This is a genomic window from Candidatus Magasanikbacteria bacterium, assembly GCA_021648085.1.
Taxonomy (GTDB): domain Bacteria; phylum Patescibacteriota; class Patescibacteriia; order Magasanikbacterales; family UBA922; genus JAKITS01.
The window spans coordinates 520,612-534,221 of the sequence record JAKITS010000001.1 but is presented as its reverse complement, the minus strand read 5'-3'; the positions used below and the strand labels follow the sequence as shown (position 1 = coordinate 534,221).

Sequence of the window (13,610 nt, the reverse complement as noted above, 5' to 3'; positions counted from 1 at the left end):
ATGTACGAATTTCAAAAATTAAAAAATGGTGTAAAGGTTTGTTATGTGCCTCTTGAGCACACAAAATCTGTGACAGTTTTGGTAATGTATGCAGTGGGTTCTAGAGATGAATCAGAAAAATTAAGTGGAGCATCACATTTCATCGAGCATTTGATGTTTAAAGGAACAAAAAAGAGGAAAAATACACTTATTTTAACCCGTGAAATAGACAGGCTTGGAGCTGAATACAATGCATTTACAAGCAAAGAATACACAGGTTATTATATAAAATCTGATTCTTCATATATTCAAAAATCTTTGGATATTCTTTCTGATATGCTTTTTGATTCTTTGTTTTTGGCACGAGAAATGGAGAGAGAAAAAAAAGTGATAGTAGAGGAGATAAAAATGTACAACGATAACCCAATGATGAATATTGATACTGTTTTTGAAAATGTGTTGTATAAAAATGCTTTGGGTAGGGATATTGCGGGAACTGTAGAAAATGTTTTATCTTTCAAGCGAGATGATGTTTTGAAATTTAAAGATAAATTCTATCAACCAAAAAATATGACTATTGTTGTTGCTGGAAATTTGGATGATAATATAAAAAAATATATAAGTGAATACTTTGAAGTTAGACAAAATAATAAAATACGAAAAGTTAAAATGGAATTAGGTGTGTTTGGTTCTACAAAAAAAGTAGATAGACTTGTTGTGCAAGAAAAAGACACAAGTCAGGCTCAAATTATGTTGGGTTTTCCTGCTTTTAGTCGCCAAGACAAAGATGGTAAAACTTTGTCTGTTTTAAATTCTATTTTGGGGGGTTCTATGAGCTCTCGTCTGTTTATGCAAATTCGAGAAAGAAGAGGTTTGGCATATATGGTAAGAAGTGGGCAGGAAAAATTCAAAGATACAGGTTATTCTTTTGTAAGGGTTGGTTTGGATTCAAAAAATATAAATAAAACAATTAAAATTGTTGAAAAAGAACTGGAAAATATAAAGACAAAAGGTGTTTCAGTTAGGGAGTTGAAAGATGTTAAGACTAGGTTTAAAGGTTCAATGTCTTTGTCAATGGAAGATTCTAGTGCTGTGGCAAGCTGGTTTGCACATCAGATTATGTTTATGGATGAGATAAAAACCCCAGATCAGGTAGTAGAAGAAATAAGAGGTGTAAGTTTGAGTGATGTTAAGAGAGTAGCAAATAAAATATTTAAGCCAAGTAAAATGAGGTTGGCTGTAATAGGAAAAATAAATAAAAAAGAAATTATCTTTTAATTATATTTTTATGAAGTATTTTTTTGCAAATTGGAAAATGTATCTAGACTTAAAACAATCTCTGGCTTTTGCTGAAGATATTTCAAATTTGGAATTTGATAATTCAAAAGTTGGTGTGTCTGTGTTTCCAAATCAAATAACGCTGTGCGAAGTTTCAGAAAAATTAAAAGGAGGTGGAATTTATTTTGGAACACAAAATGTAGATTGGGAGAATAGTGGAGCATATTCTGGTGCAACCTCAGTTCATATGTTCAAAGAGATTGGTTGTGATTTTGCTTTGGTTGGGCATTCTGAGCGTAGAGAAGTTTTTGGAGAGACCAATGAAGACGTAAGGAGAAAGGTGGAAGCTTGTTTGGGTGGTGGAATAATTCCTGTGCTTTGTATTGGTGAAACTAAAGAAGAGAAAGACTCTGGTAAAAGAAATGAAATATTAATGGAGCAGTTAAGGTCTGCTTTGGAGGGATTAGATAAAAGTAACACAAAGATAATGGTTGCATATGAGCCTATATGGGCTATTGGAACAGGAGAGGCTTGTGAGCCTTTAGAAGCTAAAGAAGTACACTTGTGGATAAAAGAAGAGTATAAAAAATATTTTTCAAATAAAGATGTTGAAATTCTTTATGGTGGTAGTGTAGACGCACAAAATGTGTTATCATACCTATCAATTGACTCTATTTCTGGTGTTTTGGTTGGTAGTGCTTCTACAAAAATAGAGAGTTTTTCTGCTATTTTAAAAATAGTAGAAAATTTATAACAAATTTATGTTAAATTTAATTCCTTTTTTGTTGGTATTGTTATCACTTGCAGTTATTATTGTTATTGTGATTAGAAAATTTCCACAACTAAGCCTTTTGGATGTTGGTAGATTGCCAAAAGTACAAGAAGAGAGAAAGAAAAATGAATTTCTCAGAAGGCGTGTTCGTGAAAAGATTGAAAAAAATAAAAAAGCTAAATCAAATGGTAAGGATTTTTTTACTAAAAAAATGAAAAATATCCAGTTTAAGTTTAGAAAGTATGTTGGGGAAGTGGAAAGAATTGTAGATGAGCAGAAGGTAAAAATAAAAAAACCAGAAACACCAGAAAAAAAGAAACAAAAAAAAGAAGATGTAAAAAAAATATTACAAGAAGCAAAAGATTTGATTTCCGCTGGTTCATACGATATGGCAGAACAAAAATTTATTTTTGTCATATCTTTGGAGTCTAACAATAAAGATGCTTTTGCTGGTTTGGGCGAAGTATATTTAAAACAGAAGCAATTTAAAGAAGCAGAAGAGACATACAAGTTTTTACTTCAATTGGATCCACAAAATGATTTGGCTTGGATGAAATTGGCTCAGGTAAATGAAGAAATGAATGAGTTGGAAGAGGCTGTTGAAAATTTACAAAAGGCGGTTTTAATAAATGATGCTCTTGCGTCTAGATTTGCAAAGCTTGCAGATCTGCTTGTAAGGATAGACCAAAGCGCATCAGCATTAGAAGCTATAAAGCATGCAGTATTTTTGGAGGCTAAAAATCCAAAATACCTTGACAAATTGGTAGAAACTAGTATAATGGTGGGAGACAAAAAAGAAGCAAAAACTGCGTATGATAAGCTTCGGCTTGCAAATCCAGAAAATTCTAAACTTACTTCTTTTAAAAGTCAAATAAGTGAGTTGAGATAAATTTATTTGACTTTTATCTAATTTACATTTAAAATTAGCTTTATTGTTTATTCTTTAAATTGTTTTTATAAGTACATAATAATATGTACCGTCTTTCCCGACTATGTCGGGAGGTAGTGCAGAAAATTCATACGCCATCTTAGCTCAGCTGGTAGAGCAACGGTTTTGTAAACCGTAGGTCGTGGGTTCGATCCCCACAGATGGCTCCAGAAAATTTGCAAAATGCAAGTTCTAAGAAATAAGTATTTCAAATTTACTTAATTTTTATTTCTGAATATGGGTCGGTTCCGGAGCGGTCAAACGGAGCAGACTGTAAATCTGTTGGCTCAGCCTTCGGGGGTTCGAATCCCTCCCGGCCCACAAATTAAAAATACACCTTTAAAAGGTGTATTTTTAATTTATATAATTTCTCGTCTTATATTCCCATGAAGTTTTACTAAGACTTCATACGGAATTGTATCCATTTGTTTTGCTAAATTTTGAATAGAATTTTTTGCATTTTTGTTTGGTGATATTATTTCCACCTCATCTCCTATTTTTACATTATTATTTCCACAATCAAGTGAAGTTAAATTCATACAAACTTGTCCAGCAATTTTGGCATAAAAATTGCCGTCAGAAGATTTTATTAAAAACCCTGCTTTATTGGAAAGTCGCCTGTCCAATCCTTCGTAATATCCAAAAGGAATTACGGCTATTGTTGTATTTTTTTTAGCTTCAAATTTTTCATTATAAGAAACACCCGCTCCTTTTTCAATTTTTTGAATAGAAGTTATTTTGGATGTAAGCCGTAGTGCTGGTTTTAGTTTTTCTCCTTTTTCAAACTCTTTGTGTTTTTGTGAAAAGACATTATAACCGTACATAGAAATTCCAACTCTAAAAGCTGTGAATAGTTTATTTTTTAATATAAAAGTTCCTGCAGAATTTCCAAGATGAATATATTTTGGATTAATTCCTTTGGATTTTAATAATTCTATATTTTTTATAAATTTATTTTCTTGATTTTTGTTTAATTTCGATTCTTCGTCTGCAGAAGCAAGGTGTGAGCAAATTCCTGTTATTTCTACCTTTTTAAAATCTTGTTCAATGTTTTCCAAAAATAACTCTAAGTTTTGTATTCCTTCACGATTCATTCCAGAATTTAAAAAAAGATGAATTTTTATTTTTTTGTTTAGACTGGTTAAATGTTTAAAAGTTTTTAAATTGTAAACACAAAACTCTGTTCTCTTAAAATTACAATATTTATATACATCAATTGGCGTTTCTCCTATTATTAATACCTTTTTCTTTGAAAATTTATAGACTATTTGAGCTTCTGGAAAAGAATCAACTGCAATTATTTTAGCTTTTGTGTAGTCTAATATCTTACACATTTCTTTTAGTCCGTGTCCATAAGCATTACTTTTTAGAACCGGAATAATCCGAGCACTTTTAGACAAGCTTTGTAGGTACTCAAAATTATCAAGAATATTCTTCTTAATAATTTGAATTTTGTTAAAAGGTTTGTATTTTGGTTTTTTTAGTTTTCTTATTATTTCAATCATATTTTTAATTATAGTATAGAATTCTTTTTTTATAAAGTTGATTATGTCTTTAATTTTTTTAAAATAGCATATCTATTGACACAAAGGTTATTTTGCTTTATAGTATAGAGGTCGATACAGACCTTCTGCGCATGCCGACATAGCTCAGTTGGTAGAGCGCATCCATGGTAAGGATGAGGTCACCAGTTCAACTCTGGTTGTCGGCTCAAGATTAATATAAAGAAAACGGTATGTCACAAGACAACATGATAAAAATGGAATGTAAGGAGTGTAAAAGAATAAATTACTACAGTAGAAAAAATAAAAAGACTTTGAAAGAGCGCTTGGAAATCAAAAAACACTGTAAATTTTGTAAGGTGCACACACTACACAAAGAAACAAAATAAAACTCAATCTTGTTGGGTTAAAAATTATCCCAATTTATTGTTGGGATATTTTTTAAAAGTTTATTTATAAATAAACTTTTAAATGGGAGCTTAGTTAAGTGGTATAACAATGGTCTCCAAAACCATGGTCGGGGGTTCGATTCCCTCAGCTCCTGCAAAATATAAAACACCCTGAAAAGGGTGTTTTATATTTTGCATCAAAAGTAGGAGGCGAACTAAGGGGTGGTAGGGGAAAGTTTTCCCCTACTTGCTGTGGAGGTTTTCCTAGGAACCTGATGGTTCCTAGGAGCGCAACCCGAAGAGGTGAGTAGTGAGATTCCCTCAGCTCCTGCAAAATATAAAACACCCTGAAAAGGGTGTTTTATATTTTGCAGGAAATTCCTAGGATTGATTTTCTGTGCTATAATAAATTTAGCTAAGTTTATAAATTAATATAAAAAATATGAAACTAGATGCTAATAAGTTTGCTCTAGCGGGGGCTATTTTTGCAGGTTTGACAATGATTGCTTTAACTATTGCCAACAGTTTTGGTTTTTATCAAAGTGTGGCTATGCAAATGCAGGGTATGCATATGTTTTATAGACCTAGTTTTCTAGGAACTATAACTGGGGTTATCGAAGCTGGAATTATCACTTTTATATCCATTTATCTTTTTGTTTGGATATATAATCAGCTTGTTGGTGGGAAAAAAAGAAAAAAATAAATATTCTATAAATAGTTTTTAAATAATACATATATTCTGAATATATGTATTATTTGTATAAGTTTATAATATGAAAAATAAACATAAAAATAAGGTTCATTTATTTGTTATTCTAATTTGGCCTATTTTTGCAACAATTATATCATTTTTATTGAATGTAAATTATTTAATTTCCATACTGTTATTTTTTGGAGTACCATCTTTTTATTTATCATATATCAATCGAAGGTTTGTATTAAAAGTTCTTGTGTATTCCTTTATTTTTGCAATTCCAATTTCTATTATTTTGGATTATATTGCTATAATGTCAGGTGTTTGGTTTATGCCCATTTCTATTTTAGATCCTTTTAGATTTTTTGGATTAATTGTAGCTGAGAATTTGTTGTGGGTTTACTTGTGGACATATTTTATAATTATGTTTTATGAGACTTTTTTAGATAAACATCTGTTTGTGAAAACTTATTATCCAAAAATTAAATATTTAATTTTTGGATTGACTACTTTAGTTTTTGGAATTATTTTAATACATTTTGTAAATCCATTATTATTAAAAATAAATTTCGCATATTTTAAATTTGGTATTATTACAACATTTATACCAATATCTTTTGTTTATTTTAAATTTCCAAAACTTCGTATAAAACTTGTAAAAATAGGAGCTTACTTTTTTGTGTTTTCTTTGCTGCATGAAATAGTTGGGTTAGCGTTAAATCAGTGGGTGTTTCCACCCGAGACTTTATTTGTAGGTTGGGTTTATCTTTTTGGTTTGCAGTTTCCACTCGAAGAGCTAGTTTTTTTTATGGTTTTAGGTGCAATGGCTATTGTTTCATTTTATGAGATTTTTAATGATGACGGAAAATAAATTTTAAATATGTTGAAGGTTACTCTTTTTTAGTATATTATTTATGTATAAGGCATTTGTTTGATTATGAAAGATAAATTTATCAAAAAAAAACTTTTTAAAATTACTGTTTTAAAACATAATATTATTAAGGTTGTGTATATAAAAACAAAACTTAATAATATTGAAGATCCTAAAAAAGCTGAAATACTTAATGAAAAAATTCAAGCAATATTATCCAAAAAAAGTAATGAAAAATTTATCTTTATTTTGGATGTACGCCCTTTGGGAAAAAATACAAATTTCTCAAAAGAGACTGTTGCAATATATAAAAAAATATTAAAAGAAAAGCAGTTTAAAAAAATCGCAATTATCGATAGTGTTGGTAGAAAAATGCATCCTTTTTCTGGGTATATTGTTAGTTTTTTGGGATTTCTTTCTAAGAGTAGAAAGATAAGGTGGTTTACAAAATATGATGAAGTTAAGGTTTGGTTAAAAATTTAATAAAAATAATTAGTTTAAAACTATGAAAACAGACAAAGAAATAAAAAAACTATTTAAGGTTGTTGTTGTAAAACCAAATTTAATTAAAATTACTTTTTTAAAAACAAGTGTAGACAAAAAAGAAAATACAAGAAAATCAAAACTTATTCATGATAAAATAGATTCTATTTTGAACAAAAAACCAGACATAACTTTTAAAATAATATTAGACCTAAGACCTATGGGATCTAAGGCTAATGTTTCAGAAAAGGCAAAAAAAATCTATACGAAAGTTGCAAAAAAAGATAGAATTAAAAAGATTGCAATAATTGGCGATTCAGATACTCAGTCTGAGCCGTTAAATCTGGTGTTAAATCTTGTATCTTTTTTCTCAACAAGAAATAAAGTTGCTTGGTTTTCAAGTTACAAAGAGGCAAAGAAGTGGGTTCATATAATATAAATTATGTCAGAAGTTTGGTTATATTCTATTCTAAGTGTTTTTATTGTTAGTATCGTTTCCTTAGCTGGGCTTTTTACTCTAGCAATAAAAATGGAAAGACTGAAAAAAATCCTTTCTTATTTTGTTAGTTTCTCTGCTGGAACTCTTTTTGGCGATGCTTTTATACATTTGCTACCAGAAGCTGTGGAATCTTACGGATTTGGTTTGGATATTTCTTTGTATCTTTTGTCTGGTGTTGCTTTGTGGTTTTTGATAGAAAAAATAGTTCATTGGCATCACTGTCATAATCCAACATGCAGTGAAGGTGTGGATACTTTTGCAGTAATGAATTTGTTTGGAGATACAATCCATAATATTATAGACGGGGTAATAATTGGAGCAAGTTATCTTGTTAGTATTCCTTTGGGTATTGCAACAACTTTTGCTGTTTTTTTGCATGAAATACCACAAGAAATTAGTGATTTTGGTGTTCTGGTAAAGGGTGGGTTCTCCAAGAAAAAAGCACTTTTTTACAATTTTTTAACAGCACTAGCATCTTTTATTGGGCTTATTTTTGCATTAGTTATGGGTTCTCGTGTGGAAGGTTTTATGGTTTTTGTAATTCCTTTTGCGGCAGGAGCTTTTATCTATATAGCTGGAGCAGATCTAATTCCAGAATTGCACAAAGAGGTTCGTATAAAACGCTCAATAATGCAGTTTATTTTTTTTGTTGCAGGTATCGGTGTTATGGTGGCTTTACTTAAGTTTGGATAATTTTTATTTTTAATTAATATTATATGGATATATCATTATATTTTGCACAGGTTTTTGGGTTGTTCTTTTTTATCAGTGGTGTTGCAATTTTAATAAATAGAAAAGAATATAAAAAGATATTTTCAAAATTTATAAAAACAAAATCGTCTATTATTTTTTTATCAATGTTTATTTTACTTCTCGGTTTATTTATAGTTTTGAAGCATAATATTTGGGAGTTTAGTTGGGTTGGTCTGGTGACTTTTTTGGGTTGGGCTATTTTGGTAAAAGGTGCAGTAATTATGCTGTTCCCAAATTTGCTAGATGTCTTTGAAAAAAAGTTTTCTAAATATTCTTGGTATTTCTTGGGAGGTGTTATGTATGTGTTGATTGGGCTTTATCTTACTTATGTTGGGTTTTTTATTTAGCTTAATAAATTTATAATAAAATCATTCAATGGAATGGTTTTATTATTTTTTATGAAAAAAATATTTATATTAGTTTTTTTTATTTTACTTATTGTTCTATTTTTATTCTATTTTATTTTTGGGACAAAAGAAAACATTGTTATAAAAGAGCTAAGTACACTTACGACATCTAGTACCAAATATGAAATACACAAAAGTGTAAGAGTTCCTATTTTGGTTTATCATAATATTCGTGATTTTAAAATAAATGAATCTAACAGAGACAAAGAATTCGTAGTATCAGCTCAAAATTTTGAAAAGCAGATGGGTTATTTATATGAAAATAATTTCCAAACTATTTTTATGAAGGATTTAGATGTTTATTTTAAAGGAGGTGGGGATTTACCAGAAAATCCTATTATAATTACTTTTGATGACGGTGTTGTGAGTCAGTATGAAAATGCATTTCCAATTTTAAAAAAGTATAATCAATTTGCAACTTTTTTTGTGTTTACAAATGCAATGGATAGAAATATAAATTATATGAATTGGGAACAGCTTTCTGAAATGGTTGATTATGGAATGGAGATAGGGAGTCATACAAATTTGCATCCATTTTTAACAAAAATAAGAACTAATACTGAATTTGATAAGGAAATAATATTTAGTAAAAGTGAAATAAAAAAATATTTAGATTACGATGTTGTTAGTTTTGCTTATCCTTTTGGTGATTACAATGAAGAGGTTGTAGTTCGTCTAAAAGATGCGGGTTATACTAGTGCACGTGGAATTGTTGATGGTTCGGAACATTCTAAAGATGGTTTATTTAAGTTAAAGTCTTATTTTTCAACTAGTAACTTTGAAAGATTTAAAAGAATTGTAGAATAATATCATAAAAGTTTGAAATATGGTAAAATATAATTAATTATATTTAATAAATAAAATATGAAAAAAGTAGAGTTGGTTCTTAGTTTTATGAAACATATTGTATGGGGTTTAGTCCTGCAAGGTTTACTGTCGGTTTTAATTGGTATTCTTATATTTATGTACCCAGATTTACTGGGAATGCTTGTTGGTATTGGTTTGGTTATAAGTGGTTTACTTGCTTTTGTTCTTGCGATAAAAGTGAACAAGTATTCATCGTTTAAATTCAAAATTTAATAGTTTATAAAAACTGTAAAATGGAGTTTAAAAAAATATATTTAGGAAATTGGTTTCCTGGTTCTACAATTCATTTGAAACAGCTTTATCAGCTTTTAAGTACTGGTGAGTCTTTTTATTTTCAAAAAGGCGATATGGTAAGGTTGATAAGAAAGATGAATATCAAAAATGTTGAATATGTGACGGAGTCTTTCAATAAAGTGGAAGGTACTTTTGATGGTGGAATTCATTTTGATATTTTGGAGGACGGTGTTGCAATGGTTTCCAAAGATATAAATAAGTTAAGTTTCGGCGATCTAAAAAAAATAAAAGATATAGCAATTAAAAAAATGTTTTTTGTTGTGGAGAAGGTTTATTCCAGAGGTGTTTCTGTTCCAAAAGTTTTAGATGAATTACAAGTGGACAATCCTATGGTTTTGGTTGTTTCTAAGGCAAATGAAAAGGACTTAGAGAAATTATTTAAAAAATTTAATTCTATACCGTACAAAAAATTGAATAATAAAAAAGGCAACATATGGATTGGTAGTAGTTTTGTTGTTATAAATAATCAAAGTTTTTCAGATGATGAGTTAGGGGAGTCTATAAAGTATTTAATGTTTGCCAGGCTTTTTGAGTTAAACCTAAGTAGATCGTTAAAGGCACAGCATAAATTGTGGGGAAAGCTGGAAACAATAAGAGCACAGAGAAGTTTTAAAAGTAGGCACTTACCAGTTGTTCGCGATAGTGCATTAGATATACAAAGTCAGGTAAATTTTTTTAAGAGTAGGTCAAAGCAGATGAATCACTTTTTGGATTGGAGAAAAAAATATATAGATGAGTATCTGTCTAGTCATTTTTTAAGTAGTGCTTTTACAAGATTTTTTGTGTCTTTAAGGGCAAATCAATATTATTCACACGAGCTTTGGGATATGGCGGACAGTTATGCTGATTCTACTATTGAGTCTATCACTTTGCTTTATGTGGACAATGAACGACGAGAGCTTAGAACTTTACAAAAATTATTTTTGATTTCTGCAGTAATTACATTTTTATCTTTGGGAACTTTACTTGGTTCTACTATGACAACTTACAATTTACAAGGTCAAATTACAGGCTATACAATGACAAGTTCTTGGGAAGTTGGGTCTTTTCTACTATTTGCTTCTATAGCACTTATTATTGCATTTTTTATTTATTATATCTTTTATTTATTTTTCAACAGACTCAAGCAGTCTAAAATACTCTCAAGACAGAAGAGTAAAAAATAAAGGAGGAAGGAAATGGGTGAAAATAATCGTTTTTGTTTGGAAATTTGTAAGTTTTGCGAATTGGTTAGGTTTGGAGAGGTAAAAGAGGGGATTGGCTTTGACGGGATAGATAGTTTGATAGACAGTGCAGAGATTTTAGAAGTTATTTGTTCTGACTGTATTGAAAGAGTAAGAGACGAGGCTAAAAGGTGTTTGAGAGAGGTTTTTTTGGAGGAAAAAGAGATAGAAAGACAGTCTAAAACAGCTTATATAAAAGTTGTAAAATAACCCTGCTAAAAACAGGGTTTTTATTTTTTATGGTATAATAATATTGTTTTAAACAAAAAAATTCATATGGTAAACGAACCAAAAATTTTCAAAAAAGCACAGATAGTATCTGTGGATATGGGTTATGGACATCAGCGGGCAGCATACCCTTTGAGCCATCTTGCATTTGATGGTGTTTTGAGTGCAAACACATACAAGGGAATTCCAAAGTCTGATATGAAAAAGTGGGAGAATAGTCGTAGAGTGTACGAGGTAATTTCTAGAATGAAACACCTACCTTTTATTGGTAAATATATTTTTGATGTTTTGGATTATTTTCAGAAGATAGAACCTTTTTACCCTATGCGAGATTTGTCCGAGCCTATAATACAAGTTCGTTCAATGTATAAAATGATATCAAAAGGTTGGGGAAAAGATTTGATAAACAGATTGAATAAAAATAATTTGCCACTTATTACATCTTTTTTTATTCCAGCTTTTTTTGCAGAAGAGCATAGGTTTAGAGGTGATATTTATTGTATTTGTACAGACGCAGATGTTTCTCGCGCTTGGGCTCCACTAGATCCTAGAAAAAGCCGTATTAAGTATTTGGTACCAAACAAAAGGGTGAAAGAAAGGTTAAGGTTGTATGGTGTAAGATCTGAAAATCTATTTGTGACTGGCTTTCCACTTCCAAAAGAAAATTTAGGTGGACCAGACTGGCCTATTTTAAAAGAAAATTTAAGTTCTAGAATTGTTAGGTTAGATCCTTTAAAAAAATATCGTAAAAAATATGGATCAACAATTAAGCACTATTTGGGAAGTGAGAAGTGTATAAAATCTACAAAAAATAATCCAATTACAATTACTTTTGCGGTTGGTGGTGCTGGTGCTCAAAGAGAGCTTGGCGTTACAATTATGGAAAGTTTACGCCTTCATTTAATGCGTGGAGAGGTGAAGTTAAATCTCGTAGCAGGCGTTCGCAAAGATGTATATTCATTTTTTAAAGAAGCTGTAAAAGAATACAGGTTGAATGATAAAAGTAATGGTAATGTAAAAATTATTTTTGAAGACAATAAGGTAGATTATTTTGATAAATTTAACGAAGTTTTGAAAACTACAGATATTTTATGGACAAAACCAAGTGAACTTTCTTTTTTTGCAGGGCTTGGACTTCCTATTATTATGGCACCAACTATTGGTTCTCAAGAAGATTTCAATAAATCTTGGTTGCACGCTATAGGTGCTGGGGTGGAACAGGAAGATCCTAGGTATACAAATGAATGGCTTTTTGAGTGGGTAAAATCTGGTTGGCTAGCAGAAGCTGCGATGCAGGGATTTTTGGATGCCCCTAAAAATTCAATTTATCACATAGAAGACATAGTTTTGAAAGGAAAGAGGAGTGAGATAGAGGATATACATTTGTTATAAAAAAAATGAGGATATTAAGAATAAAAATTCTAGTAGGTGTTTTATTTTTTACTATTATTTTATTTGTAGTATTTTTGATTTTGTTAAATAGAAAAACTTATGAGGTTGATTATGGAATAAGTTTTAGTAGGTCGCACGCCGAATCATTGGGTTTGGATTGGAAGGAGGTCTATTTGGAAATGTTAAAAGATTTAAAACCGAAATATATTAGAATATCGGCTCCTTGGAATTCTGTAGAATCTGAAAAAGGTAGGTTTTATTTTGATGATATAGATTGGCAGATGGATGAGGCGTATAAAAATAACACAAAAGTAGTTCTAGTTGTTGGTCAAAAGACACCTCGTTGGCCAGAATGCCATACTCCAGATTGGGTTAGTTATGATAACGAAGATGATGTTTCTGCAAAAGAAGAGCTGTTTGACTATATAGAAAAAGTTGTAGAAAGATATAAAGATCACAAAGCTTTAGAGATTTGGCAGGTAGAAAATGAGCCGTACATTAGTTTTAAATTTGGTGAATGTGAGAATTATCATAAAGAGTGGGTGGGGGAGGAAATAGAGTTTGTAAGAATTTTGGATAACAAACATAAAATAATGATAACTGACAGTGGAGAGCTTAGCACTTGGATAAAGTCTATAAAAGCTGGCGATATTTTTGGTACAACTATTTATAGAGTTATTGCGACAGAAAGTGGAAGGTATTTTAATTATGATTGGATTTTACCCCCAGTTTTTTATAGGGTAAAAGCTTTAATTTTTGGCAGAAGTTTGGACGATGTCTTTGTTTCTGAATTGCAGGTAGAGCCTTGGATTCATAATGGAGATATTTTGAGTACACCTATTGAAGAGCAGGAAAAAAGTATGAATATAAAAAGATTAAAAAAGAATTTGGATTTTGTCACACATATTGGAACTCCTCGTGCATATTTATGGGGTGTAGAATGGTGGTATTGGATGAAGTCAGAAAAAGATAATAGCGTATATTGGAATATTGTGAAAGATTATACTAATAAATAGTAATTTACTTCTTGACTTTTTGTCTGGTTTGGTGT

At 30.2% G+C, this 13,610-nt stretch carries 17 protein-coding genes and 4 tRNA genes; 20 read left to right on the top strand and 1 reads right to left on the bottom strand.

The window, feature by feature from the left end:
- The 5 genes from L3J07_02705 (at position 1) to L3J07_02685 (ending at position 3,278) form a co-directional block, all read left to right on the top strand.
- Entirely contained in the window at positions 1–1,257 is a 1,257-nt protein-coding gene (locus L3J07_02705; protein MCF6276735.1) for an insulinase family protein, read from the top strand.
- Between the two features lie 10 nt (positions 1,258–1,267).
- On the top strand, positions 1,268–2,011 hold the full coding sequence (gene tpiA / locus L3J07_02700) for a triose-phosphate isomerase (protein MCF6276734.1): 744 nt from the start codon (positions 1,268–1,270) through the stop codon (positions 2,009–2,011).
- A 7-nt stretch (positions 2,012–2,018) separates the two neighbouring features.
- Entirely contained in the window at positions 2,019–2,918 is a 900-nt protein-coding gene (locus L3J07_02695) for a tetratricopeptide repeat protein (GenBank protein ID MCF6276733.1), read from the top strand.
- A gap of 133 nt (positions 2,919–3,051) precedes the next feature.
- A tRNA-Thr gene (locus L3J07_02690) sits at positions 3,052–3,127 on the top strand.
- A 69-nt stretch (positions 3,128–3,196) separates the two neighbouring features.
- Positions 3,197–3,278, top strand: a tRNA-Tyr gene (locus tag L3J07_02685).
- A 38-nt stretch (positions 3,279–3,316) separates the two neighbouring features.
- On the opposite strand, the gene alr is transcribed toward L3J07_02685, so the two are convergent.
- On the bottom strand, positions 3,317–4,462 hold the full coding sequence (gene alr, locus L3J07_02680) for an alanine racemase (protein ID MCF6276732.1): 1,146 nt from the start codon (positions 4,460–4,462) through the stop codon (positions 3,317–3,319).
- Between the two features lie 133 nt (positions 4,463–4,595).
- Between alr and L3J07_02675 the strand changes: the two genes are divergently transcribed.
- The 15 genes from L3J07_02675 to L3J07_02605 all read left to right on the top strand — a co-directional run bounded on the left by L3J07_02675 (position 4,596) and on the right by L3J07_02605 (position 13,575).
- Positions 4,596–4,668: transfer RNA gene (locus tag L3J07_02675), tRNA-Thr, on the top strand.
- Between the two features lie 24 nt (positions 4,669–4,692).
- Positions 4,693–4,848, top strand: coding sequence for a 50S ribosomal protein L33 (gene rpmG, locus L3J07_02670; GenBank protein MCF6276731.1), 156 nt, complete (start codon positions 4,693–4,695; stop codon positions 4,846–4,848).
- An 84-nt stretch (positions 4,849–4,932) separates the two neighbouring features.
- Positions 4,933–5,003 (top strand) — tRNA-Trp (locus tag L3J07_02665).
- A 287-nt stretch (positions 5,004–5,290) separates the two neighbouring features.
- The gene (locus L3J07_02660) at positions 5,291–5,551 is read left to right on the top strand and encodes a hypothetical protein (GenBank protein MCF6276730.1); all 261 of its coding nucleotides are present in this window, start codon (positions 5,291–5,293) and stop codon (positions 5,549–5,551) included.
- 70 nt (positions 5,552–5,621) lie between these two features.
- A complete protein-coding gene (locus tag L3J07_02655) occupies positions 5,622–6,413 on the top strand; it encodes a hypothetical protein (GenBank protein ID MCF6276729.1) in 792 nt (263 codons plus the stop codon).
- A gap of 66 nt (positions 6,414–6,479) precedes the next feature.
- Entirely contained in the window at positions 6,480–6,896 is a 417-nt protein-coding gene (locus tag L3J07_02650; GenBank protein ID MCF6276728.1) for a hypothetical protein, read from the top strand.
- A gap of 22 nt (positions 6,897–6,918) precedes the next feature.
- Positions 6,919–7,335, top strand: coding sequence for a hypothetical protein (locus tag L3J07_02645; GenBank protein MCF6276727.1), 417 nt, complete (start codon positions 6,919–6,921; stop codon positions 7,333–7,335).
- A 3-nt stretch (positions 7,336–7,338) separates the two neighbouring features.
- Complete coding sequence (locus L3J07_02640; GenBank protein MCF6276726.1) at positions 7,339–8,088, top strand: ZIP family metal transporter; 750 nt, start codon at positions 7,339–7,341, stop codon at positions 8,086–8,088.
- 23 nt (positions 8,089–8,111) lie between these two features.
- Positions 8,112–8,495 (top strand): hypothetical protein, encoded by a 384-nt coding sequence (locus tag L3J07_02635; protein MCF6276725.1) that lies wholly within the window; start codon positions 8,112–8,114, stop codon positions 8,493–8,495.
- 51 nt (positions 8,496–8,546) lie between these two features.
- Positions 8,547–9,362: a polysaccharide deacetylase family protein gene (locus tag L3J07_02630; GenBank protein ID MCF6276724.1), complete on the top strand. Its 816-nt coding sequence runs from the start codon at positions 8,547–8,549 to the stop codon at positions 9,360–9,362.
- Positions 9,363–9,419: 57 nt separating this feature from the next.
- Positions 9,420–9,635: a hypothetical protein gene (locus L3J07_02625; protein ID MCF6276723.1), complete on the top strand. Its 216-nt coding sequence runs from the start codon at positions 9,420–9,422 to the stop codon at positions 9,633–9,635.
- Between the two features lie 20 nt (positions 9,636–9,655).
- Complete coding sequence (locus L3J07_02620; GenBank protein MCF6276722.1) at positions 9,656–10,882, top strand: hypothetical protein; 1,227 nt, start codon at positions 9,656–9,658, stop codon at positions 10,880–10,882.
- Between the two features lie 12 nt (positions 10,883–10,894).
- The gene (locus tag L3J07_02615) at positions 10,895–11,149 is read left to right on the top strand and encodes a hypothetical protein (GenBank protein ID MCF6276721.1); all 255 of its coding nucleotides are present in this window, start codon (positions 10,895–10,897) and stop codon (positions 11,147–11,149) included.
- Between the two features lie 66 nt (positions 11,150–11,215).
- Positions 11,216–12,559 (top strand): hypothetical protein, encoded by a 1,344-nt coding sequence (locus tag L3J07_02610; GenBank protein ID MCF6276720.1) that lies wholly within the window; start codon positions 11,216–11,218, stop codon positions 12,557–12,559.
- A 5-nt stretch (positions 12,560–12,564) separates the two neighbouring features.
- Positions 12,565–13,575, top strand: coding sequence for a beta-galactosidase (locus tag L3J07_02605; GenBank protein MCF6276719.1), 1,011 nt, complete (start codon positions 12,565–12,567; stop codon positions 13,573–13,575).
- The last annotated feature ends 35 nt before the right edge of the window (positions 13,576–13,610 follow it).